24 protein-coding genes are annotated in these 19,766 nt (G+C 66.9%); 9 read left to right on the top strand and 15 right to left on the bottom strand.

Going from position 1 to position 19,766, the window contains the following annotated elements:
* Window positions 1-16: 16 nt before the first annotated feature.
* From E5P2_RS22920 to E5P2_RS38165, 3 genes are all read left to right on the top strand, one after another.
* Window positions 17-775, top strand: coding sequence for an SDR family NAD(P)-dependent oxidoreductase (locus tag E5P2_RS22920; protein WP_162569443.1), 759 nt, complete (start codon window positions 17-19; stop codon window positions 773-775).
* A 176-nt stretch (window positions 776-951) separates the two neighbouring features.
* Window positions 952-1,335, top strand: a complete 384-nt coding sequence (locus E5P2_RS22925; RefSeq protein ID WP_162569444.1) for a hypothetical protein — start codon at window positions 952-954, stop codon at window positions 1,333-1,335.
* A gap of 268 nt (window positions 1,336-1,603) precedes the next feature.
* Complete coding sequence (locus E5P2_RS38165; protein WP_269475699.1) at window positions 1,604-1,729, top strand: hypothetical protein; 126 nt, start codon at window positions 1,604-1,606, stop codon at window positions 1,727-1,729.
* A 230-nt stretch (window positions 1,730-1,959) separates the two neighbouring features.
* Here E5P2_RS38165 and E5P2_RS22930 read toward each other — a convergent pair whose 3' ends face one another.
* From E5P2_RS22930 to ruvB, 4 genes are all read right to left on the bottom strand, one after another.
* Window positions 1,960-2,181 carry a hypothetical protein gene (locus E5P2_RS22930; RefSeq protein WP_162569445.1) on the bottom strand — a complete coding sequence of 74 codons (222 nt, stop codon included), beginning with the start codon at window positions 2,179-2,181 and terminating at the stop codon, window positions 1,960-1,962.
* 188 nt (window positions 2,182-2,369) lie between these two features.
* On the bottom strand, window positions 2,370-3,551 hold the full coding sequence (locus tag E5P2_RS22935; protein WP_162569446.1) for a glycosyltransferase: 1,182 nt from the start codon (window positions 3,549-3,551) through the stop codon (window positions 2,370-2,372).
* Complete coding sequence (locus tag E5P2_RS22940) at window positions 3,548-4,429, bottom strand: UDP-2,3-diacylglucosamine diphosphatase (protein ID WP_162569447.1); 882 nt, start codon at window positions 4,427-4,429, stop codon at window positions 3,548-3,550. Before E5P2_RS22940 ends, E5P2_RS22935 begins: the two co-directional genes overlap by 4 nt.
* Before the next feature lie 179 nt (window positions 4,430-4,608).
* Window positions 4,609-5,664, bottom strand: coding sequence for a Holliday junction branch migration DNA helicase RuvB (gene ruvB, locus E5P2_RS22945; RefSeq protein WP_162569448.1), 1,056 nt, complete (start codon window positions 5,662-5,664; stop codon window positions 4,609-4,611).
* A 95-nt stretch (window positions 5,665-5,759) separates the two neighbouring features.
* Between ruvB and E5P2_RS22950 the strand changes: the two genes are divergently transcribed.
* Window positions 5,760-6,191: a hypothetical protein gene (locus E5P2_RS22950; RefSeq protein ID WP_162569449.1), complete on the top strand. Its 432-nt coding sequence runs from the start codon at window positions 5,760-5,762 to the stop codon at window positions 6,189-6,191.
* 9 nt (window positions 6,192-6,200) lie between these two features.
* On the opposite strand, the gene ruvA is transcribed toward E5P2_RS22950, so the two are convergent.
* The gene (ruvA, locus tag E5P2_RS22955) at window positions 6,201-6,773 is read right to left on the bottom strand and encodes a Holliday junction branch migration protein RuvA (protein WP_162569450.1); all 573 of its coding nucleotides are present in this window, start codon (window positions 6,771-6,773) and stop codon (window positions 6,201-6,203) included.
* Between the two features lie 32 nt (window positions 6,774-6,805).
* Here ruvA and E5P2_RS22960 point away from each other — a divergent pair, with 32 nt between their 5' ends.
* The gene (locus E5P2_RS22960; RefSeq protein ID WP_162569451.1) at window positions 6,806-7,753 is read left to right on the top strand and encodes a PhoH family protein; all 948 of its coding nucleotides are present in this window, start codon (window positions 6,806-6,808) and stop codon (window positions 7,751-7,753) included.
* A 1-nt stretch (window position 7,754) separates the two neighbouring features.
* Window positions 7,755-8,207 (top strand): rRNA maturation RNase YbeY, encoded by a 453-nt coding sequence (gene ybeY, locus E5P2_RS22965; RefSeq protein ID WP_162569452.1) that lies wholly within the window; start codon window positions 7,755-7,757, stop codon window positions 8,205-8,207.
* Window positions 8,208-8,233: 26 nt separating this feature from the next.
* On the opposite strand, the gene dtd is transcribed toward ybeY, so the two are convergent.
* The 3 genes from dtd to tyrS are packed head-to-tail and all read right to left on the bottom strand — an operon-like array spanning window position 8,234 to window position 10,857.
* Window positions 8,234-8,671 (bottom strand): D-aminoacyl-tRNA deacylase, encoded by a 438-nt coding sequence (dtd, locus tag E5P2_RS22970; protein WP_162569453.1) that lies wholly within the window; start codon window positions 8,669-8,671, stop codon window positions 8,234-8,236.
* Window positions 8,668-9,609 (bottom strand): cation diffusion facilitator family transporter, encoded by a 942-nt coding sequence (locus tag E5P2_RS22975; protein WP_162569454.1) that lies wholly within the window; start codon window positions 9,607-9,609, stop codon window positions 8,668-8,670. The genes dtd and E5P2_RS22975 overlap by 4 nt, the downstream gene beginning before the upstream one ends.
* Window positions 9,610-9,624: 15 nt before the next feature.
* Window positions 9,625-10,857: a tyrosine--tRNA ligase gene (gene tyrS / locus E5P2_RS22980; RefSeq protein WP_162569455.1), complete on the bottom strand. Its 1,233-nt coding sequence runs from the start codon at window positions 10,855-10,857 to the stop codon at window positions 9,625-9,627.
* 162 nt (window positions 10,858-11,019) lie between these two features.
* On the opposite strand from tyrS, the gene E5P2_RS22985 reads away from it, so the two are divergent.
* Together E5P2_RS22985 and E5P2_RS22990 are read left to right on the top strand one after the other, a co-directional pair.
* Entirely contained in the window at window positions 11,020-12,369 is a 1,350-nt protein-coding gene (locus E5P2_RS22985; RefSeq protein ID WP_162570619.1) for a M23 family metallopeptidase, read from the top strand.
* 30 nt (window positions 12,370-12,399) lie between these two features.
* Window positions 12,400-13,512 carry an anhydro-N-acetylmuramic acid kinase gene (locus E5P2_RS22990; RefSeq protein ID WP_162569456.1) on the top strand — a complete coding sequence of 371 codons (1,113 nt, stop codon included), beginning with the start codon at window positions 12,400-12,402 and terminating at the stop codon, window positions 13,510-13,512.
* Window positions 13,513-13,536: 24 nt separating this feature from the next.
* On the opposite strand, the gene mdtD is transcribed toward E5P2_RS22990, so the two are convergent.
* The 4 genes from mdtD to rplM form a co-directional block, all read right to left on the bottom strand.
* The gene (gene mdtD, locus E5P2_RS22995; protein ID WP_162569457.1) at window positions 13,537-14,955 is read right to left on the bottom strand and encodes a multidrug transporter subunit MdtD; all 1,419 of its coding nucleotides are present in this window, start codon (window positions 14,953-14,955) and stop codon (window positions 13,537-13,539) included.
* 60 nt (window positions 14,956-15,015) lie between these two features.
* Entirely contained in the window at window positions 15,016-15,381 is a 366-nt protein-coding gene (erpA, locus tag E5P2_RS23000) for an iron-sulfur cluster insertion protein ErpA (protein ID WP_162569458.1), read from the bottom strand.
* A gap of 119 nt (window positions 15,382-15,500) precedes the next feature.
* A complete protein-coding gene (gene rpsI, locus E5P2_RS23005; protein WP_162569459.1) occupies window positions 15,501-15,893 on the bottom strand; it encodes a 30S ribosomal protein S9 in 393 nt (130 codons plus the stop codon).
* Between the two features lie 12 nt (window positions 15,894-15,905).
* Window positions 15,906-16,334, bottom strand: coding sequence for a 50S ribosomal protein L13 (rplM, locus tag E5P2_RS23010; protein ID WP_162569460.1), 429 nt, complete (start codon window positions 16,332-16,334; stop codon window positions 15,906-15,908).
* A gap of 208 nt (window positions 16,335-16,542) precedes the next feature.
* On the opposite strand from rplM, the gene E5P2_RS23015 reads away from it, so the two are divergent.
* On the top strand, window positions 16,543-17,442 hold the full coding sequence (locus E5P2_RS23015; protein ID WP_162569461.1) for a 23S rRNA (adenine(2030)-N(6))-methyltransferase RlmJ: 900 nt from the start codon (window positions 16,543-16,545) through the stop codon (window positions 17,440-17,442).
* Window positions 17,443-17,457: 15 nt separating this feature from the next.
* Here the strand turns inward: E5P2_RS23015 and E5P2_RS23020 are convergent, their stop codons facing one another.
* The 3 genes from E5P2_RS23020 to E5P2_RS23030 are packed head-to-tail and all read right to left on the bottom strand — an operon-like array spanning window position 17,458 to window position 19,758.
* On the bottom strand, window positions 17,458-18,153 hold the full coding sequence (locus tag E5P2_RS23020) for a septal ring lytic transglycosylase RlpA family protein (protein ID WP_332107555.1): 696 nt from the start codon (window positions 18,151-18,153) through the stop codon (window positions 17,458-17,460).
* Window positions 18,150-18,983 (bottom strand): methylenetetrahydrofolate reductase [NAD(P)H], encoded by an 834-nt coding sequence (gene metF / locus E5P2_RS23025; protein ID WP_162570621.1) that lies wholly within the window; start codon window positions 18,981-18,983, stop codon window positions 18,150-18,152. The genes E5P2_RS23020 and metF overlap by 4 nt, the downstream gene beginning before the upstream one ends.
* Window positions 18,961-19,758: a TlyA family RNA methyltransferase gene (locus E5P2_RS23030; protein WP_162569462.1), complete on the bottom strand. Its 798-nt coding sequence runs from the start codon at window positions 19,756-19,758 to the stop codon at window positions 18,961-18,963. The genes metF and E5P2_RS23030 overlap by 23 nt, the downstream gene beginning before the upstream one ends.
* Window positions 19,759-19,766: the final 8 nt, after the last annotated feature.

Raw genomic sequence — 19,766 nt, forward strand, 5'->3', positions numbered from 1 at the left:
GCACCCGAGGAATCCCATGAATGCATTCGATCTGAAGGGCAAGGTGGCGATCGTCACCGGCTCCAGCCGCGGCATCGGCCGGTCCATCGCGGAGCATCTGGCCGCGGCAGGCGCCCGTGTCGTCATCACGAGCCGCACGGCCGAGGCCTGCGAGAAAGTGGCCGGATCCATCCGTGCCAACGGCGGCGTGGCGCTCGCGCTGCCGGCGAGCATCTCACGCAAGCCGGAGCTGGAAGAGATGGTGCGCCGCACCCTCGCCGAGTGGGGCCGCGTCGACATCCTGGTGGCCAACGCAGCGACCAATCCTTACTACGGGCCCACTGCGTCGGCAAGCGACGAAGTCTTCGACAAAGTCATGCACAACAACGTGCAGTCGAACCTGTGGCTGGCCAACCTGGTACTTCCCGACATGGCGCAGCGGCGCGACGGCGCGGTGATCTTCATCGGCTCGATCGGCGGCTATCGCGGCCGCGCCGCACTGGGCCTCTATGGCATGTCCAAGGCCGCCGAGATGCAGATGGCGCGCTGCCTCGCGCTCGAATGGGGCCGCCACAACATCCGCATCAATTGCATCGCGCCCGGCCTGATCCGAACCGACTTCTCGCGAGCGATCTGGGAGAACCCCAAGCTGCTGAGCGAGCGCGAGCAAATGCTCCCGCTGGGCCGCATCGGCGAGCCCGAGGACATCGCAGGCATCGCCCTGATGCTGGCAAGTCGCGCCGGTGCCTTCATCACCGGCCAGGTCATCACCGCCGACGGCGGCGAGACCGCCTGATTGTCTTTTTCGGGGCTTCTCGGCAGGCTTTGGCACGGCCGGCGCAGGCATCCCGGTACTTCTTCACGGAACACCGTTTCCCCTCACACAGGCAAGTGAGAACTTAGGTCTTATGTAACTAAAATTGGTTACATGAAACAAGGTCCTCACAATGAAACCGACACCAATTTCGGTTGGTGGACGGACAAGCCCGAGCGTCCGGCCCGGCCATCGAATTCGCCCTGGAGGAACCCGGTTCCTTCGCGGCGTGGCGCACGCGTCTGGTGGAAATCGGGGTTGATCATCGGACTCATGTTCGCATTCGGATGGTCGCTCAAATCGCTCGCCGGATGGTGATGGTGCTGCAGCCGCGGGGAACCCCGTCCCGCCACAGCTCGACCTTCATATCCCGGGAGGTTCGCGTGTGCTGGATCAAGGGCCTGGCGGCCCATGGCACGCAGATGGGCGGCCTGTGGCATCCCGACACGCCGAAGAACCGCACCAAGCTGACGGCGATCATGCAGGTCGGCAACGAGATTTTCGGCCGCGGCACCCACTGGCTCGAAGAGCGCCAGGCCTGAACCTCACGCACCGCAACGCCCGCCGGCCGCGTTCCTGCGGGCGACGCACATGAGCGACAGCGCGCTGTGCTTCGCATCGGGATGACGGCCTGAAAGCACATTGCCCAGCCGGTATTTCCACTCGGCTTTTCCAGGCTCTCCAGCCGGTGCCTCCGCGCCGATCTCATGGTGGCGGGGGCATTGGTCAGCCACCATTCAGCATGAAGAAGGCACAGTCCGCGCGTGTTCTGCACGCAGATGTGCAGGGCTTGACCAGAAAGTCGATTCCTTGAAAAAAACCAAAGGCGAACTCGCCCTCAGCCGATCCGTCGCACGACGCATGGTCGCGCTCACCCTGATCGTGGCCGGGATCGGCATCCTGTTGTCCGGCATCGACGCTGCGTTCTTCCACTAGCGCAGCGGCACTCCGGCGACAGCTGCGCCGATTCAGTCAGTTGCTGCTGGCTGAAAGCTTCTACAAGAGCCTCCTGTCCCGGAGGCTCCCATGCGTAAAACGACTCGGGTTCGATTCGGCGAAACTGGCGAAGCGCTTGCCGATATCGCACTGCTCGCCACGATCATCGTGACCGCTTCGCTTCTGGTCTTTCCGCCCTGGTAGATCGCCTCGGCGAAAGACGGACTCGGTCAGTGGCTCCGCTGAACGGCTCCAGCGACACCCACCCACGGCGACGACGTCTGGAAGGATCCGAGCTTCTCGTCTGCCGGCAGTGTTTCGATCGACAAATCGATCGATTCGCCAGCCGCGCACGGATCGGCGGCATCGCCGCTGACCCGTTGCGGCATGCGGCGCACCAGACGGCGATGCTCGAGCATCGAGATCAGATATTTGACGCGCGCTGTGCCCATGTAAGGGAATCTCATGCTTGTCTCCGTCTGGGTGTGGATGCCGGCGCGCACGACACATCGCAGTGTGAAGGCGCGGGCTGACCGACTTGCCGAGCCAGACACGATAGCCCAAGCCGCGGCCGTTGACCAGCAACGAGATGTGACTTCGGCGCTCAGATGTGGCGCTCCGGGCGCTTCGCCCATCGCCGTCAACGGTGAATCCCGACGGCGCCCTGGACGGCCTCGCCTTGCGGCATGTCGGCCCGCGCGAGGATGCCGTCCAGGATCGCCGGCACTTCGAAGACCGCGCGGTTTCGCATGCGGCCTGCCGCAGACCGGAAGCGGTCGAGGTGGCGGGTCATTTCATTCACCGCGCGATCCACTTCGACAAAACTCGAACAGACCAGCCCGACGCCCTGCTCGCGCACCCACTGCGCGTTGTATCGCTCCTGGGGCAGGGTCCAGCGGTTGCGCACCACGAGCACCGGCAATCCCATCTGCACTGCTTCGCTGAGGCTGCCCGGGCCGGGCTTGCCGATGAAGAAATCGGCCAGTTGCATATAGCGCGCGACATCGGACGTGAATCCGAGCACCAGCTTCGGCGCGCGCGACGGCAGGGCGCGCAACGCCCTGGCCAATGCGTCGTTGTGACCGCAGACCAGGATGAGCTGGGTGTCGGCCAGGCGCTTCGCGATCCCGAGCATCGCCTTCGAGCCCTGCCCGCCGAACAGCACCAGCGCCGTCGGACGATCGGGGTCGAGCTTCAGGCGCCGCCGCTCGGCCGCGCGGTCGATCGGCTGGGCCTCGTAGAACGCCGAGCGGATCAGCATGCCCGATGTCGCATGGATGCGATCTTCCGCACAACCGGCCGCGCGCGCCTGCTGCACGGCCTTGGCCGAACCGCAAACCAGATGTTGATCCAGCCCCGGCTCGATCCAGAAGTTCGGCGGATGGTCGGCCAGGTCGGTCAGCACCGTCACGAATGGCACGCCCGGAAGCGCCGAGGCCAGCGATTCGCACAGCACGCGGTTGAAGTTCGGAATCAGCGACACCACGAGGTCCGGCTCGCTTCTCAGCCAATGCTGCTGGAGCTGGCGCGCGAGCGCTGCGTGGCCCCAGCGGATCATCCCCTGGAGCAGCTTGAGTTCCTGTGCCAGCCCGAGCGTCCAGCCGCGCGCGAGCCGCTTGTTGTAGACATCCTCGGGATCCATGCCGGTGAGCTTGCGGAAGCTGTCCCTGGGGTCGAGCACCTCGCGCAAGTTGATCAGCCTGACTTTCCAGGGCAGACCCTGACGCCGGATGGCCGACTCGAGCGCCAGCGCGGAGGCCCGATGGCCGCCGCCGGCGTTGAAGTACACGAGGTCGACGGAGCGGTCCGGCGCAACGCTCATGCTTTCGCCAACTCGCGCCGCGAAGCACCGCGACCCGATCGCGTGGCGACGGGCATGTGTTGGGCCCAATGCAGGATCTCGAGCGATCCGTCGGCCCGTTCGGCCAGCGCCGTCAGGCTCTCGACCCAGTCGCCGTCGTTGGCGTAGAGGATGCCGTCGATGTCGCGCAGCTCCGCATGATGAATATGACCGCAGACCACGCCGTGCACGCCGCGTTTGCGGGCCTCCCGCACCACAGCGTGCTCGAAGTCGCCCACGTAGCTCACTGCGCGCTTGACCTTCAGCTTGAGGTATTTCGACAGCGACCAGTACGGCAAGCCCATGCGCGCGCGCAGCGAGTTGAGATGGCGATTCAGTTTCAGCGTGAATTCGTAGAGCGAGTCGCCCACGTGGGCCAGCCACTTCGCGCACTGGATCACGCCATCGAACAGGTCGCCGTGCATGACCCACAGCTTGCGGCCGTCCGCCGTCTCGTGGATCCATTCCTCCGCCACGTCGATGCCGCCGAAGTTGTGGTGCAGGTACTTGCGCGCGAATTCGTCGTGGTTGCCCGGGATGAAGATCACCCGCGTGCCCTTGCGTGCCTTGCGCAGCAGTTTCTGGATGACATCGTTGTGCGCCTGCGGCCAGTACCAGTTGCGCCGCAACTGCCAGCCGTCGACGATGTCGCCGACCAGGAACAGCGTCTCGCACTCGGTGTGCTTCAGGAAGTCGAGCAGCGCACGTGTCTGGCAACCCGGCGTGCCCAGGTGCAGGTCCGAAATCCAGAGCGTGCGGTAGTGCTGCGGCGGCCGCGTGGCCTCATCGTCGTCAGACGCGCCGGAATCCAGGCCGCCCGAGTCGCGCCATGCACGAAGAAAAGCATCGTCGCGTTGCATGGGTTGTCATCGTCGCGGCGGCGAGTGACCGCGCAGTGGCAACCCAGTGAAGCTTCAATGACGCCCCCATGACCCCGTCTTCTTCGTGGAACACCGCGGATCCGGCTCCGCCGGTCCGCCGGTGTTGCCCCCGGTAGGGGGTGGGCGGCCACACGAAGTGGGCAAGCCTGGGGGCGAGCTCAGGCCGTGAACATGTCGCCATCGCGCTGCGGCGGCGCGACACCCAGATGGCGGTACGCGGCCAACGTGGCGATGCGACCGCGCGGCGTGCGCTGCAGATAGCCTTGCTGGATCAGATAGGGCTCGATCACGTCCTCGATGGTTCCCGATTCCTCGCCGATGCTGGCCGCGATGTTGTCCAGCCCGACCGGCCCGCCGTCGAAACGGTGGATCACGGCTTCGAGCAGCTTGCGGTCCATCAGGTCGAAGCCCTGCGGGTCGACGTCGAGCATCGCCAGCGCCTTGTGCGCAACCTCTTCGGTGATGCGTCCGTCGCTCTTCACCTGCGCGTAGTCCCGCACGCGCCGCAGCAGCCGGTTGGCGATGCGGGGCGTTCCGCGCGAGCGTCGCGCGATCTCGAAACCGCCGGCCGCGTCCGTCGGCACCGCCAGCAGTCCGGCACTGCGGTGCACGATGCGCGCCAGCTCTTCGGGCGTGTAGAACTCGAGCCGCGCGACGATGCCGAAACGGTCGCGCAACGGATTGGTCAGCATGCCGGCGCGCGTGGTGGCGCCGACCAGCGTGAAGGGCTGGAGATCGAGCTTGATGCTGCGCGCGGCCGGGCCTTCGCCGATCATGATGTCGATCTGGTAGTCCTCGAGCGCGGGGTAGAGGATTTCCTCGACCACCGGCGACAGGCGATGGATCTCGTCGATGAAGAGCACGTCATTGCGCTCGAGGTTGGTGAGCAGCGCGGCGAGGTCCTTCGGCTTCTCGAGCACCGGGCCCGAGGTCTGGCGCAGGTTCACGCCGAGCTCGGCCGCGATGATGTGCGACAGCGTGGTCTTGCCCAGCCCCGGCGGCCCGAACAGCAGCACGTGGTCGAGCGCCTCGCCGCGCTGGCGGGCGGCGCCGATGAAGATCTCGAGCTGCTCGCGCACCTTGGCCTGGCCGACGTATTCGTCGAGCAGCTTGGGGCGCAGCGCCCGCTCGATCGCTTCCTCGTTGGGCGAGGCAGGCGCGGCGGACACCACGCGTTGCGGGGCCGGTGCGAAGTCGTCGGTCTGGATGGTCATGGCAGGTCGGGCTGAGCGCGCAGTTTAGTCGGCTGGGCGGCCTCGGCCGGTGCCGCAGCGCGCGCTGGCAGAATGCTCCGCCGAGAAAGAATCCCATGAGCGAGAACGACCGGGCACTCTGTGCCGCCGCTGCGAGCCTGTTGCGCGCCAGCGCCGTGATGGCGGCCTGCGGCCTGGGCCTGAGCTGCGTGTCCCTGCTCGTGCTGGCGCTGACCGCGCGTTCGCTGCCGGCGATCTCGTGCATGGGCTTCGGCGCGACGATCGTCATCGGCGTCTTCGAGCGCTACCTCGCAGCGCGGCTGCGCTTCGACGGCGGGCTGCTCGAGAGCCTGGCCACGGGCACCATCACGTCGATGCCTGCGCTGGACAGCGCCACGCACCGCCTCGGCCTGCGCTTCGCGTCCGATGCCTCGCGCACGCTCGAAGAGCGCGTGCAGGATGCGCGTCAGCTGATCCAGCGCCACAGCATCGTGATCGCATGCCAGGGTGCGATGTTCCTGCTCGCGCTGCTCACGCAGGACCTCTGACGCGCAGGTTCACTTGGCCAGCGCGCGCAGCGCCAGCTTGATCCCCTCGCCCACCGGCACGTCCTTCGGCAGCGCCTTGAGCGAGGCGGCGGCCTCCTTGTCGCTGTAGCCGAGCGCGATCAGCGCCTGCAGGATGTCGGCCTGCGCATCGGTGGCGGCGTGCGCGGGCAGCGGAAGCTCGGCACCCAGCTTGCCCTTGAGTTCGAGCAGGAGGCGTTCGGCGGTCTTCTTTCCGATGCCGGGAATCTTCACCAGCCGCCCCGCTTCCTGCAGCGTGATGGCCTGTGCGAGCTCGCCCACGCTCATGCCGCTGAGCACGCCCAGTGCGGTGCGCGGCCCGACGCCCGAGATCTTGATCAGCTGGCGAAAAGCTGCGCGCTCCGCGGCCGTGCCGAAGCCATAGAGGATCTGCGCATCCTCGCGCACCACGAAGTGCGTGAGCAGCGAAACGCGCTCGCCGCTCGCCGGCAGGTTGTAGAAAGTGCTCATCGGCACGTCGACCTCGTAGCCGACGCCATGGCAGTCCACCACCACCTGCGGCGGATTGCGTTCGGCCAGGATGCCGGTGAGTTTGCCTATCATGGGTGCCCTTCTCGCTCTTGAATGAAATCCGCGTGATTCTGCGACACACCTTCGCCCCACCCAACAACACGCGCCTCGGCCACCTCTGCGGGCCGCTCGATGCGCACCTGCGGCGTATCGAGGAAGCGCTCAACGTCAAGATCGCGCATCGGCACGAGCAGTTCAAGATCGACGGCCCCAAGGTCAATGCGCAGCGCGCGATGGAGGTGCTGCAGGCGCTCTACGAAATCGCGCAGCGGCCGATCGATGCCGCGGTCGTCCAGCTCACGCTGGCAGGCGACGGCGCGATGGACGAAGCGCCCGACGGCGCCATCACGCTCGCCACGCGCCGCACCGACCTGCGCGCGCGCACGCCCAATCAGAGCGTCTACCTGCACAACATCGCGAACCACGACATCACTGTCGGCATCGGCCCGGCCGGCACCGGCAAGACCTACCTCGCCGTCGCCTGCGCGGTCGACGCGCTGGAGCGCAGCGCGGTGCAGCGCATCGTGCTGACACGGCCCGCGGTCGAAGCCGGCGAGCGGCTCGGCTTCCTGCCCGGCGACCTCACGCAGAAGGTCGATCCGTATCTGCGGCCGCTCTACGATGCGCTGTACGACCTCATGGGCTTCGACCGGGTGCAGAAGGCCTTCGAACGCAACGCCCTCGAGATCGCGCCGCTGGCCTTCATGCGCGGGCGCACGCTCAACAACGCCTTCGTGATCCTCGACGAGGCCCAGAACACCACGCCCGAACAGATGAAGATGTTCCTCACGCGCATCGGCTTCGGCGCCAAGGCCGTGGTGACGGGCGACGTGAGCCAGATCGACCTGCCCAAGACGCAGTTGAGCGGGCTGGTCGATGCCGAACGGGTGCTGCGGCGCGTCAACGGCATCGCGATCACGCATTTCACCAGTGCCGACGTGGTGCGGCATCCGCTGGTGGCGCGCATCGTCGACGCCTACGACAACGCCCGCAAGCGCACCGCAAGGCATTGACATGGCACTCGCCGTTCTTTCGCTGTCGCTGCAGTTCGCGCGCTTCAAGGGCGTGGACCGCCACCGCGCCGCATTGCCGCGGCACAGCGTCGCACGCTGGGTCCGCCACGCGCTCGACCGCGAGGGGGAGATCACCGTGCGCATCGTCGATGCCGAAGAAGGCCAGCGGCTCAACCGCGAGTTCCGCGGCAAGGACTACGCGACCAACGTGCTGACCTTCGACTATGCGCAGGAGCCCGTGGTGATGGCGGACCTGGTGCTGTGCGCGCCCGTGGTGGCGAGCGAGGCCAGGGCGCAGCGCAAGACATTGGCGGCGCACTACGCGCACCTGCTGGTGCACGGCACGCTCCATGCGCAAGGCTGGGACCACGAGACCGGCGAGGAAGACGCCGAGGCGATGGAAGCGCGCGAGATCGAGATCCTCGCCGGACTCGGGATCGCGAACCCTTATTGAACGGCGCGTGAGCGGCGCGCCGGCCGCTACATCTGCAGCGGGATGGTGACCGGGCCGTCGTTCACCAGGTGCACCTGCATGTCGGCGCCGAACTCGCCGGTGGCCACCACCGGATGCGCGGCCTTCGCCAGCGCGACGAAATGATCGTAGAGCCGCCGCCCTTCGTCAGGCGGCGCCGCCTGCGTGAAGCTCGGGCGGTTGCCGCCGCTCACGTCGGCAGCCAGCGTGAACTGGCTCACCACGAGCAATCCGCCGCCGATGTCCTGCACGCTGCGGTTCATCTTGCCGGCGTCGTCCGAGAAGATGCGCAGCTTCAGGATCTTCGCCAGAAGCCGCTCGGCCACCGCATCGGCGTCGCCGCGCTCCGCGCAAAGCAGCACGAGCAGGCCGGCCTCGATGGCGCCGACGGCGCGGCCGGCGATGTCGACACGCGCCGAAGCCACCCGCTGCAGCAGCGCCTTCATGGCGCGTCCTCGCGTTGCGTGGCGCGGGCTTCCATGCCGAGCGGCAGCAGTTGGATGGTCACGCGCAGGCCGGGCACGGCATCCATCAGAGCCTGCTCGACCGCATCGCGCAAGCCGGCCGCGCGCTGCAGCGACCAGTCGCCGGGCACATGCATGTGCAGGTCGGCAAAGCGGCGCTGGCCGGCACGGCGGGTGACGATGTCGTCGAAACGCAGCTGCGGCCCTTCGGGCACCCGGGCCAGGAATCGATCCAGCGTGGCTTGCAGCAGTGCCAGCGTTTGTGGATCGAGCGCCGCGTCCATCAGCCCCTGCGACGAGCGCCAGACCAGCTTCGCGCCTTCGCGCACGATGTTCAGCGCGACGCCGATCGCGAGCACCGGATCGAGCCAGAGCCAGCCGGTCAGGGCGACCGCCACGATGCCGACCACGACCGCGGCAGAGGTCCAGACGTCGGTGACCAGATGGCGCGCGTCCGCTTCGAGGGCGATGGAGCGATGGCTTCGCGCGGCCCGGAAGAGCACAACGGCCAGGGCGGCATTGAAGCCCGAGCTGACGATCGACAGCGCCAGCCCCCAGCCGAGCTGCTCGAGCGGCTGGGGCGAGAGCAGCCGCACCACGGCCGCCCCGAGGATGGCGATGGCCGCGGCGATGATCAGGATGCCTTCGAAGCCCGACGAAAAGTACTCGGCCTTGTGGTGGCCGTAGGGGTGGTCCGTGTCGGGCGGCCGCGCGGCGATCGTGACCATCGCCAGCCCGAAGGTGGCGCTGGCCAGGTTCACGAAGGATTCCATGGCATCCGAGATGAGGCCCATGGAGTTCGTCACGTAGCCGGCCCAGCCCTTGAGCGCGATCGTGACCAGCGCGACCGCGATGGACACCCGCAGCAGCGCCGAAGGACTCCATGCGCCGCGTGGCGAGGGGCGATCGGCGACGGACACGGGCGGCGCCGCAGCTCAGCTCAGATGGACGCGCGCGAACTTGCGCTTGCCGACCTGCACGACGTAGCTGCCGGCGGACAGCTTGAGCGCCTTGTCGCTGACCACGCCCGAATCGATGCGCACGCCGCCGCCTTCGATCAGGCGGTTGCCTTCCGAGGTCGAGGGCGCAAGCCCGGCCTGCTTGAGCAACTGCGCAATGCCCAGCGGCGCACCTGATAGCGTGAGCTCGGGGATTTCGTCTGGCACGCCACCCTTGCTGCGGTTGATGAAGTCCTGCTCGGCTGCGTCGGCGGCGGCGGCGCTGTGGAAGCGCGCAGTGATTTCCTTGGCGAGCGCGACCTTGGCGTCCTTCGGATTGCGGCCGGCCTCGACTTCGGCCTTGAGTGCCTCGATCTCTGCCAGTGACTTGAAGCTCAGCAGCAGGTACCAGCGCCACATCAGCGTGTCGGAGATCGACAGCACCTTGGCGAACATGGTGTTCGGATCCTCGCTGATGCCGATGTAGTTGTTCTTGCTCTTGGACATCTTCTCGACGCCATCGAGCCCTTCCAGCAGCGGCATGGTGAGTATGCACTGCGGTTCTTGGCCATATTCCTGTTGCAGATGGCGCCCCACCAGCAGATTGAACTTCTGGTCGGTCCCGCCCAGTTCGAGATCGGACTTCAGCGCCACCGAGTCGTAGCCCTGCATCAGCGGATAGAGGAATTCGTGGACCGAGATCGACTGGCCGGCCTTGAAGCGCTTGCTGAAGTCGTCGCGCTCCATCATTCGCGCCACGGTGTACTTGGCCGCGAGCTGGATCATCCCGCGTGCACCGAGCGGGTCGCTCCATTCGGAGTTGTAGCGGATCTCGGTCTTCGAGGGGTCGAGCACCAGGCTGGCCTGCCGGTAGTAGGTCTGAGCGTTGGCCTCGATCTGCTCGCGCGTCAAGGGTGGCCGGGTGCTGTTGCGGCCGGACGGGTCACCGATGGTGGTCGTGAAGTCGCCGATCAGGAAGATCACGGTATGCCCGAGATCCTGCAGCTGGCGCATCTTGTTGAGCACCACCGTATGGCCGACGTGGATGTCGGGCGCCGTGGGATCGAGGCCCAGCTTGATCCGCAGCGGCGTCCCGGTCGCCTCGGAGCGTTGCAGCTTGCGCACCCACTCGTCCTGGGGCAGCAGCTCGTCGGTCCCACGGAGTGAAATTTCGAGAGCTCGTCCTACAGCGTCGGACAGACTTGTGGATGTAACAAAATCGGGGTTCATTGGCTTTTCTGGCTGTTTTCTCTATGGCCGAAGCTATACTCAGCCCGACTTTCAAGCGTCGAATTCTAAGCGGCGCTTTTTCCGCACCGTCCTGCCGCCCGTTCGACACGGCCCCTCGCAGCGCGGATTTGCAGAACCTGAGCTGGAATTCGAAGTTTGAGTCTGATCAACGGCATTCTTGTCGCGGAGGAGCTATTTGCTTCCCGCGTGGCCTACACGTTCCGAACGTACTCCAGGCAGATCACCGCGGTGATCGCCTCGTTGCTGTTGACGGCCGGCGGCGGCGCGTTCGCCGTCGCCTCGCTCGGACCGGATGCGGCCAAGCTGCCCGTCAAGCAGGTTTTCGAAGCCGTGACGCCGCTGCCCGTCGCCGATCAGATGGAGGCACTCGACAACCACAACTTCACGCTGTTCCGTACGGAAAGCACGCGTTCGAGCGACACGGCCGAAGCGCTCCTCGGCCGCCTCGGAATCGCCGACCCGGCGGCGGCTGCCTTCGTGCGCGCCAATTCCGACGCCCGTGCCGCCTTGCTCAGCCGCCCGGGCCGCACCGTGACGGCGGAAGCCACGCAAGAGAACACCCTGCTGAAGCTCAGCGCGCGCTGGATCCCCGATGGCGACGGCAACTTCAAGCGCCTCATCGTCGAAAAGGCCGGCGCCGGCTTCAGAGTGCGCAGTGAAACCGACGCGCTGACGCCCGGCACCCGCCTGGCGAGCGGCGTGGTGCGCAGCTCGCTCTTCGCGGCCACCGACGACGCCGGGATTCCCGATGCGGTGGCGGGCCAACTGGCCGACATCTTCTCCGGCGATGTCGACTTCCGCACCTTGCGCAAGGGCGATCGCTTCGCAGTCGTCTATGAAACCTTCGATGCCGACGGCCAGTCGCTGCGCACCGGCCGCGTGCTGTCCGCCGAGTTCGAGACCAACGGCAAGCTGCACCAGGCGCTGTGGTTCCAGGAATCCGGCCAGAAAGGCAGCTATTACCGCCCCAACGGCGACAGCCTGCGCCATGCCTACCTGAGTTCACCCGTCGAGTTCTCGCGGGTGTCGAGCGGCTTCGCGATGCGCCTGCATCCGATCCTCAACACCTGGCGCCAGCACCATGGCATCGACTTCGCGGCGCCCACGGGCACGCCGGTGCGCGCCGTGGGAGACGGCTCAGTGGAATTCGCCGGCACGCAGAACGGCTACGGCAACATCGTGATCCTCAAGCACGGCCACAACCAGGAAACCGCGTATGCGCACCTGAGCCGCATCGACGTCAAGGTCGGCCAGAGCATCGCGCAGGGCCAGACCCTGGGCGCGGTCGGCATGACCGGCTGGGCGACCGGCCCGCACCTTCATTTCGAATTCCGCGTGAACGGCGAATACGAAGATCCGGCCACCATCGCGCAACAGGATGGCGGCACGCCGATCGCGGCGGCCTCGCGGCCTGCGTTCGAGCGCATGGCGGTCGCGACGCGCGCGGAGTTGTCCGCCGCATTCTCCGTGGTCCAGGCCAGCGCGGACTGAACGCCGGCCTGAACTTCTTCGACCCCGCAGATGGCTGACCTCTTCATCGGCCTGATGTCCGGCACCTCGCTGGATGGCGTCGATGGCGTGCTGGCGGATCTCTCCGGCGATCGGATCGATGTCCAGGGGCACGCCGCAGCACCCTTTCCCGTCGGCCTGCGCGCCGAACTGATGGCGCTCAATGCACTGGGCGGCGACAACGAACTGCACCGTGCCGCCCTGGCCGGCAACGGGCTCGCGCGGGTCTATGCCGACGTGGTGGCGCAATTGCTCGCCGAGACCGGCACGAGCGCCAAGGCGGTCGTGGCGATCGGTGCGCACGGCCAGACCGTGCGACACCGTCCCGGCGAATTCGACGGCGTCGGCTACACCCTGCAGATCAACAATCCGTCGCTGATCGCGGAGCTGACCGGCATCGAAGTGGTGGCCGATTTCCGCAGCCGCGACCTTGCGGCGGGCGGCCAGGGTGCACCACTGGTCCCCGGCTTTCATCGGGCGCTGTTCGGACGCGACGACCAGGCCGTCGCCGTGCTCAACATCGGCGGCATCTCGAACCTGAGCCTGCTTCCGGCCGGCCGTGGCACCGTCCTCGGCTTCGACTGCGGACCCGGCAATGCGCTGCTCGACCACTGGTGCCAGAGCCACATCGGCAAGCCCTTCGATACGTCGGGCGAGTGGGCAGCCAGTGGCCGCGTGCGGCCTGAACTGCTGTCGCGCCTGCTGGCCGAAACGTACTTCACCAAGTCACCGCCCAAGAGCACGGGCCGCGATCTCTTCAATCCCGATTGGCTGGCCGCACATCTGGGAACCTCGAACGCCGACCCGGCCGACGTGCAGGCGACATTGGCCGAACTCACCGCGACCATCTGCGCCACCGACCTGCAGCGCCACGGCGCCGACAGCCAGGTGCTGATCGTCTGCGGCGGCGGCGCGCTGAACGACCACCTGCTCGCCCGCCTGCAGGCGCTGCTTCCCGCGCTGCAAGTGATCTCGTCCGCGGAGCGCGGCCTGCCGCCACAGCAGGTCGAGGCCGCCGCGTTCGCCTGGCTGGCGCGCAGCACGGTGCGGCGAGAGGCGGGCAATCTCGCCAGCGTCACGGGCGCGCGCGGCGCGCGGGTGCTGGGCGCGATCTATCCCGCCTGATTTCCCCACCCGCGCCTCAGCGCCTCAGCCCTGCCCCGACACCTCCGGTTGCCCCGGCGGGACGGCGTGCGCCTCCGGCGGAAGATGCCAGAAGATCAATGCAGAGGCCAGGGTGACCAGTCCCATGCTCGCGAATGTCGCCTGGAACGCATGCAGGGTCGCGACCGGCGTTGCGCTGCCGAAGATGTCGGCATAGCCGCCCAGCACGGCGCTGGCGGCGGCCACGCCGAGGCTCATTGCCAGCATCTGCACCATCGATAGAAGGCTGTTGCCGCTGCTTGCCAGGCTTTCGTCCAGGTCCTTGAGCGTGATCGTGTTCATGGCGGTGAACTGCAAGGAATTGAACGCGCCGAAAGCAATCAGCTGGACAAGATGAAAGGCCACATGCTGGCCGGGCGCCATCAGGCCGAAACTCGCCATCGACAAGCCCACCAGAGAGGTGTTGGCGACCAGCACCCTGCGGTAGCCGTAGCGCATGATCAGCGGCGTCGTGAGGCGCTTCATCGCCATGCCCGCCAGCGCGATCGGCAGCATCGTGAGCCCGGCCCGCAGCGGCGTGTAGCCCAGGGACACCTGCAGCAGCAGCGGGACCAGGAATGGCATGCACCCGCTGCCCAGCCGGGAGAACAGATTTCCCAGCAGGCCGATGCTGAGCGTCGGGATCCCAAACAGAGAAGGCTCGAACAACGGATCGGGACGGCGCATCGCATGCAGCCAGTAGGCCGTGATGCTCGCGAAGCCGAAGACCAGCAGCACCAGCACGCCGACCTGCCGCAGTCCCAGTTCGGACACGCCGTCGAGCGAGAGCGAGATCGCCACCATGCCGAAGGCCAGCATGGCATAGCCCGCACCGTCGAAGGGCCGCTGGAAGGCCCCGCGCAGATCGGGCATCACCTTGAGCGTCGCGATACAGCCCGCCAGACCCACCGGCACGTTGATCAGGAAGATCCAGTGCCAGGACGCGTACTGCACCAGCCACCCGCCCAGGGTCGGGCCGAGCAGCGGGCCGATCAGGCCCGGGATCGCGACGAAGCTCATCGCCGAGAGAAATTCCACGCGCGGCACGGTGCGCAGCAGCGCCAGCCTGCCGACCGGCAGCAGCAGCGCCCCGCCCATTCCCTGGACCACCCGCGCCGCCACCAGCTGCCCGATATCGCGCGACATGGCACACAGCACCGACCCGAGCACGAACAACAAGATGGCCGAGAAGAAAATCCGTCGCGTGCCGAAGCGATCGGCGATCCATCCCGATGCGGGGATCAGCATCGCCATCGTGAGCGCATAGGCCACCACGACCGACTGCATGCGCAGCGGGCTTTCGCCCAGGCTGGCCGCCATGGCGGGCAGCGCCGTATTGATGATGGTGGCGTCCAGCGTCTGCATGAAGAAGCCGACGGCGACGAGCCACAACAGGCTTTTGCGCGGGGAACTCGAGGTGTTCATGGAAAGCGACAGGCAGCAAAAAGCCGCCCGAAGGCGGCTTCCTGGCAGCGACTCATGGCATCAGGCCGAGAAGCTCGATCCGCAGCCGCAGGTGCTGGTGGCGTTGGGGTTCTTGATCACGAACTGGGCGCCCTGCAGATCTTCCTTGTAGTCGATCTCGGCGCCGACCAGGTACTGGTAGCTCATGGCGTCGATCAGCAGGGAGACGCCGTTCTTGGTCATCGTGGTGTCGTCCTCGTTGGTGATCTCGTCGAAGGTGAAACCGTACTGGAATCCCGAGCAACCGCCGCCTTGCACGAACACGCGCAGCTTGAGTTCGGGGTTGCCTTCTTCGGCGATCAGATCGGCCACCTTGGCAGCAGCGCTGTCGGTGAACAGGATCGGCTCGGGCATCTGGGGTTGGATGTTTTCGGCAACGGCACTCATGGGCAGAACTCCTGATAAGGGGCCGAACGTGCGGCCAATCGGCTCATGCTACCGCAACCAACAAAAAACCGCCCGAAGGCGGTCCTTTGACAGTGCGAGCGGTAAGCCCAAAACGCGGATCAACGCTTGGAGAACTGCTTGCGGCGACGTGCGGAATGCAGACCGACCTTCTTGCGCTCGACCTCGCGCGCATCGCGCGTCACGAAGCCGGCCTGGCTCAACACCGGCTTGAGCGTCGCGTCGTAGTCGATCAGCGCACGGGTGATGCCGTGGCGCGCGGCGCCGGCCTGGCCCGATTCGCCACCGCCCGCCACGTTGATCATGATGTCGAAGGCTTCGACATTGTTCGTCAAGAACAGCGGCTGCTTGGCGATCATGATCGACGTCTCGCGGCCGAAATAGGCCTGGATGTCCTTGCCATTCACCGTGATCTTGCCGGTACCCTTTTTCATGAACACACGGGCGACGCTCGATTTGCGACGGCCGGTGCCATTGTTCCATTCACCAATCATTCTCAAGGCTCCTTACAGTTCCAGCACTTTGGGCTGTTGGGCGGTATGCGGGTGCTCTGCGCCACCGTACACCTTGAGTTTCTTGATCATCGCGTAGCCGAGCGGGCCCTTGGGCAGCATGCCCTTGACGGCCTTTTCCAGGGCGCGGCCCGGATGCTTGGCTTGCATGTCGCGGAAGTTGGTGGCCGTGATGCCGCCCGGATAGCCCGAGTGGCGGTAGTACACCTTGTCGAGCGGCTTGGCGCCGGTGACGCGCAGCTGGGCTGCATTGATGATGACGATGAAGTCACCGGTATCGACGTGAGGCGTGTAAATGGCCTTGTGTTTGCCGCGCAAACGGAGAGCAACTTCGCTGGCTACTCGTCCGAGGACCTTGTCGGTCGCGTCAATCACAAACCACTCGTGCGTCACGTCAGCGGGCTTGGCGCTGAACGTTTTCATGAGTTTCCTTGGAAGGACAGGTTTGGGCGGGCCCTTTTCCACGGTCGGCGTTCCTCTGGCGGGAATCTCTTAGGTGGGGTTCAAATCCTCGCCGCGGGGCCACAAAAGCGCTGCGAAGCCTTCCATTATACGAACAAAAGCGTCTCTGACCAACCCATACGACACCAGTCAACTCCCTCGAAGACTCTAGGGTGGTTAACATCCAGCGATGTTCAGCTACCGCCACGCCTTCCATGCCGGCAACCACGCCGACGTGCTCAAGCACACGGTGCTGATTGCCACGCTCGACCATCTGCTCGAAAAAGAGACGCCGCTCACGGTGGTCGATACGCACGCAGGCGCCGGCCTGTACCGGCTGGATGGCGACTACGCAGGCACCAGCGGCGAAGCGGCGGAAGGCGTGCTGCGTCTGGTCGCCGGGCAGAAAGCGGCAGCAGCGGCGCCGCTCGCCGACGCACTGGCGCGCTACCTCGGCGTGATCGGCGACTTCAATCCCAAGGGCGGCGCGAAAATCTATCCCGGCTCGCCCTTCATCACCCACCATCTGCTGCGCGAGCAGGACCGGCTCAAACTCTTCGAGCTGCACCCGACCGATGCGCGCACGCTCGATGCCAACATCGCGCAGCTCGAGGCCGGGCGCCAGATCGCCGTGCTGCGCGACGACGGCTTCGGCAGTGCGACCCAGTTCCTGCCACCGCCCTCGCGGCGCGCGCTGGTGCTGTGCGATCCGAGCTACGAGATCAAGAGCGACTACGCGCGCGTGCTCGGCTTCGCCGGCGAGGCGCTCAAGCGCTTCGCGACCGGCACCTATGCCGTGTGGTATCCGATCATCCCGCGCCCCGAAGCGCACGACCTGCCGCGCCGCCTCAAGACGCTGGCGACCAAGGCCGGCAAGCCGTGGCTGCATGCGACGCTCACGGTCAAGTCGAGCAAGATCGTGACGGATGCGTCGGGCGCCACGCACCGCCCGGGCCTGCCGGCGAGCGGCATGTTCCTGATCAATCCACCCTACACGCTGAAGCCGCTGCTCGAAGCCGCGTTGCCGCAGATGGTGGAGCGGCTGGCACAGGATCGCCACGCTGCCTTCTCGCTCGACAGCGGCAGCTGACGCGCGACCCGCGCCTCAGCGGCGCTTGCGCGGCGCCACCTTGCGCACCGGCCTGGCCCTGGATTTCGCCTTGGCCTGCGCCGATGGCGGATCCTGCGCCGTCGATACCGGCGCTATCGCCGCATCCGCGACGGCACTGCCGCCGCAGCGGTCGGTGTCCTTGTCCATGATCGACAGCGCGACCTGCTTGATGCCCTGACCCAGCATCCCGATCGACTCGGCCGCGGCACGGCTCAGGTCGATGATGCGGCCGGCCGCGTAGGGCCCGCGGTCGTTGATGCGAACCAGCACCTCACGCCCGTTGACCAGGCTGCGCACGCAGACGCGCGTGTTGAACGGCAGTGTCTTGTGGGCCGCGGTGAAGGCGGTCATGTCGAAGCGCTCGCCGCTCGCGGTCTTGCGCTGGTGGAACTGGATGCCGTACCACGATGCGCCGCCGCGCTCGAAGATCTCGCGCGACCCTTCGTCGCCCGGCACGCCGTCGTCGGGCACTTCCCCATAGCCCGATACGGCGAGGTCATAGCGCACCGAGGGCACCTGCGAACGCGGCGCCGCGCCGGGCGGAAGCGCGGGCTGCGCCGCCAGGGGACGCAGCCCGTTCTTGCCGGCGTCGTCCTTCGACATCTGCGGCCCCGTGGTGCAGGCGGCCAGTGTGCAGATCACGACCGCAGACAGCGCTGCACGAAGGGCGCCGCGGCGCCGCAAACTCATTCGCTCCAGCCCAGCCGCTGCAGCACGCCGAGCGTCGCAACCGACTGGTTCATCGTGTAGAAATGCAGCGCCGGTGCGCCACCGGCGCACAGCCGCTCGCACAGCGCCGCGACCACGTCGAGGCCGAAGGCCCTGATCGATGCCGTGTCGTCGCCGAAGCTCTGCAGCCGCAGGCGAATCCAGCGCGGAATCTCCGCGCCGCAGGCATCGGAGAAGCGCATCAGCTGCGTCGAACTCGTGATGGGCATGATGCCCGGCACGACCGGCACCGCAAGGCCGAGCTTGCGCACGTCGTCCACGAAGCGGAAGTAGGCCTCGGCGCTGAAGAAATACTGCGTGATCGCCGAGTCGGCGCCTGCGTGCACCTTGGCCGCGAAGGCCTGCAGGTCCGCCTCGGGCGAACGTGCCTGCGGATGCACCTCGGGATAGCAGGCCACCTCGATGTGGAAGTCGCGGCCCGTCTCCTCGCGAATGAAACGCACCAGGTCGCTCGCATACAGGAACTCGCCGCCGATGCCGTAGCCGCTCGGCAGATCGCCGCGCAGCGCCACCAGCCGCCGGACGCCCATGGCCTTGAGTTCGGCCAGCTGCGCACGCACCGTCTCGCGCGTCGCGCCGATACAGGAGAAGTGGCTCGCGGCGTCGACGCCTTCGGCCAGGATCTCGCCCACGATGCCGAAGGTGCCGGCATGGGTCGACCCGCCGGCCCCATACGTGACGGAGCAGAACTCGGGCTTCTGCGCATAGAGCTGCTGGCGCACCGCGCGCAGCTTGACCGCGCCTTCGGGCGTCTTGGTCGGAAAGAATTCAAAGCTCAGCGGAAGGCGCACGGCCGGCTCCTGGTTGGCCGTTCGCATGAACGGCATGAATGAAGAATTCGCGGTTGCCATCGCCGCCCGCGATCGGGCTGTCGAACCAATGCAGCACGCGCAGCGCGAGCGCCGCGCAGGCCTCGCGCAGGCGCTGCTCGACCACCGCATACAGCGCGGGATCGCGCACGATACCGCCCTTGCCGACCTGCCCCGGCTGCAGCTCGAACTGCGGCTTGACCAGCATCAGCAGGTCGCCGCCCGGCGCCAGCAGCGGCACCAGCGCCGGCAGCACGAGCGTCTGCGAGATGAATGACAGATCGCCCACGATCAACCCGAAGCGCGCATCGGCGGGCGAAGACGCTGCCCAGGCCTCGGCGCCGAGCGTGCGCGCGTTGACGCCTTCGACGGCGGTCACGCGCGCATCCTCGCGCAGCCGCGCATGCAACTGGCCATGGCCCACATCGACGCCGATCACGTGCTCGGCACCCTGCTGCAGCAGGCAGTCGGTGAAGCCGCCGGTCGACTGGCCGACGTCGAGGCAACGCCTGCCGCGCGGATCGATGCCCGCGGCCGCGAGTGCGCCTTCCAGCTTGAGCCCGCCGCGCGAGACATAGCGCGCCTCGGCCGCATCGAGCAGCTCGAGTTCGGCGTCCACAGGGATCTCGTCGCGGTTCCTGGCGACCGTGCGCCAGTCCGCGCCGTCGCGCCAGCGCAGACCGCCCGCGATCAGCCGCACGGCCTGCGAGCGCGACGCGGCAAGGCCGCGTTCGACGAGCAACTGATCGGCGCGCAAAGCGCTAC

This window comes from Variovorax sp. SRS16, assembly GCF_901827165.1.
In the GTDB taxonomy this organism is placed as follows: domain Bacteria; phylum Pseudomonadota; class Gammaproteobacteria; order Burkholderiales; family Burkholderiaceae_C; genus Variovorax.

Excerpts from the sequence above, each read along its gene's own strand:
- ruvA (WP_162569450.1), bottom strand. The coding sequence starts at position 6,773 with ATGATAGGCAAACTCACCGGCATCCTGGCCGAACGCAATCCGCCGCAG.
- E5P2_RS22935 (WP_162569446.1), bottom strand. The coding sequence starts at position 3,551 with ATGAGCGTTGCGCCGGACCGCTCCGTCGACCTCGTGTACTTCAACGCC.
- E5P2_RS23015 (WP_162569461.1), top strand. The coding sequence starts at position 16,543 with ATGTTCAGCTACCGCCACGCCTTCCATGCCGGCAACCACGCCGACGTG.
- E5P2_RS23020 (WP_332107555.1), bottom strand. The coding sequence starts at position 18,153 with ATGAGTTTGCGGCGCCGCGGCGCCCTTCGTGCAGCGCTGTCTGCGGTC.
- ruvB (WP_162569448.1), bottom strand. The coding sequence starts at position 5,664 with ATGACCATCCAGACCGACGACTTCGCACCGGCCCCGCAACGCGTGGTG.
- mdtD (WP_162569457.1), bottom strand. The coding sequence starts at position 14,955 with ATGAACACCTCGAGTTCCCCGCGCAAAAGCCTGTTGTGGCTCGTCGCC.
- E5P2_RS22950 (WP_162569449.1), top strand. The coding sequence starts at position 5,760 with ATGAGCGAGAACGACCGGGCACTCTGTGCCGCCGCTGCGAGCCTGTTG.
- tyrS (WP_162569455.1), bottom strand. The coding sequence starts at position 10,857 with ATGAACCCCGATTTTGTTACATCCACAAGTCTGTCCGACGCTGTAGGA.
- rplM (WP_162569460.1), bottom strand. The coding sequence starts at position 16,334 with ATGAAAACGTTCAGCGCCAAGCCCGCTGACGTGACGCACGAGTGGTTT.
- E5P2_RS22920 (WP_162569443.1), top strand. The coding sequence starts at position 17 with ATGAATGCATTCGATCTGAAGGGCAAGGTGGCGATCGTCACCGGCTCC.
- E5P2_RS22940 (WP_162569447.1), bottom strand. The coding sequence starts at position 4,429 with ATGCAACGCGACGATGCTTTTCTTCGTGCATGGCGCGACTCGGGCGGC.
- ybeY (WP_162569452.1), top strand. The coding sequence starts at position 7,755 with ATGGCACTCGCCGTTCTTTCGCTGTCGCTGCAGTTCGCGCGCTTCAAG.
- E5P2_RS22990 (WP_162569456.1), top strand. The coding sequence starts at position 12,400 with ATGGCTGACCTCTTCATCGGCCTGATGTCCGGCACCTCGCTGGATGGC.
- erpA (WP_162569458.1), bottom strand. The coding sequence starts at position 15,381 with ATGAGTGCCGTTGCCGAAAACATCCAACCCCAGATGCCCGAGCCGATC.
- E5P2_RS22930 (WP_162569445.1), bottom strand. The coding sequence starts at position 2,181 with ATGGGCACAGCGCGCGTCAAATATCTGATCTCGATGCTCGAGCATCGC.
- dtd (WP_162569453.1), bottom strand. The coding sequence starts at position 8,671 with ATGAAGGCGCTGCTGCAGCGGGTGGCTTCGGCGCGTGTCGACATCGCC.
- rpsI (WP_162569459.1), bottom strand. The coding sequence starts at position 15,893 with ATGATTGGTGAATGGAACAATGGCACCGGCCGTCGCAAATCGAGCGTC.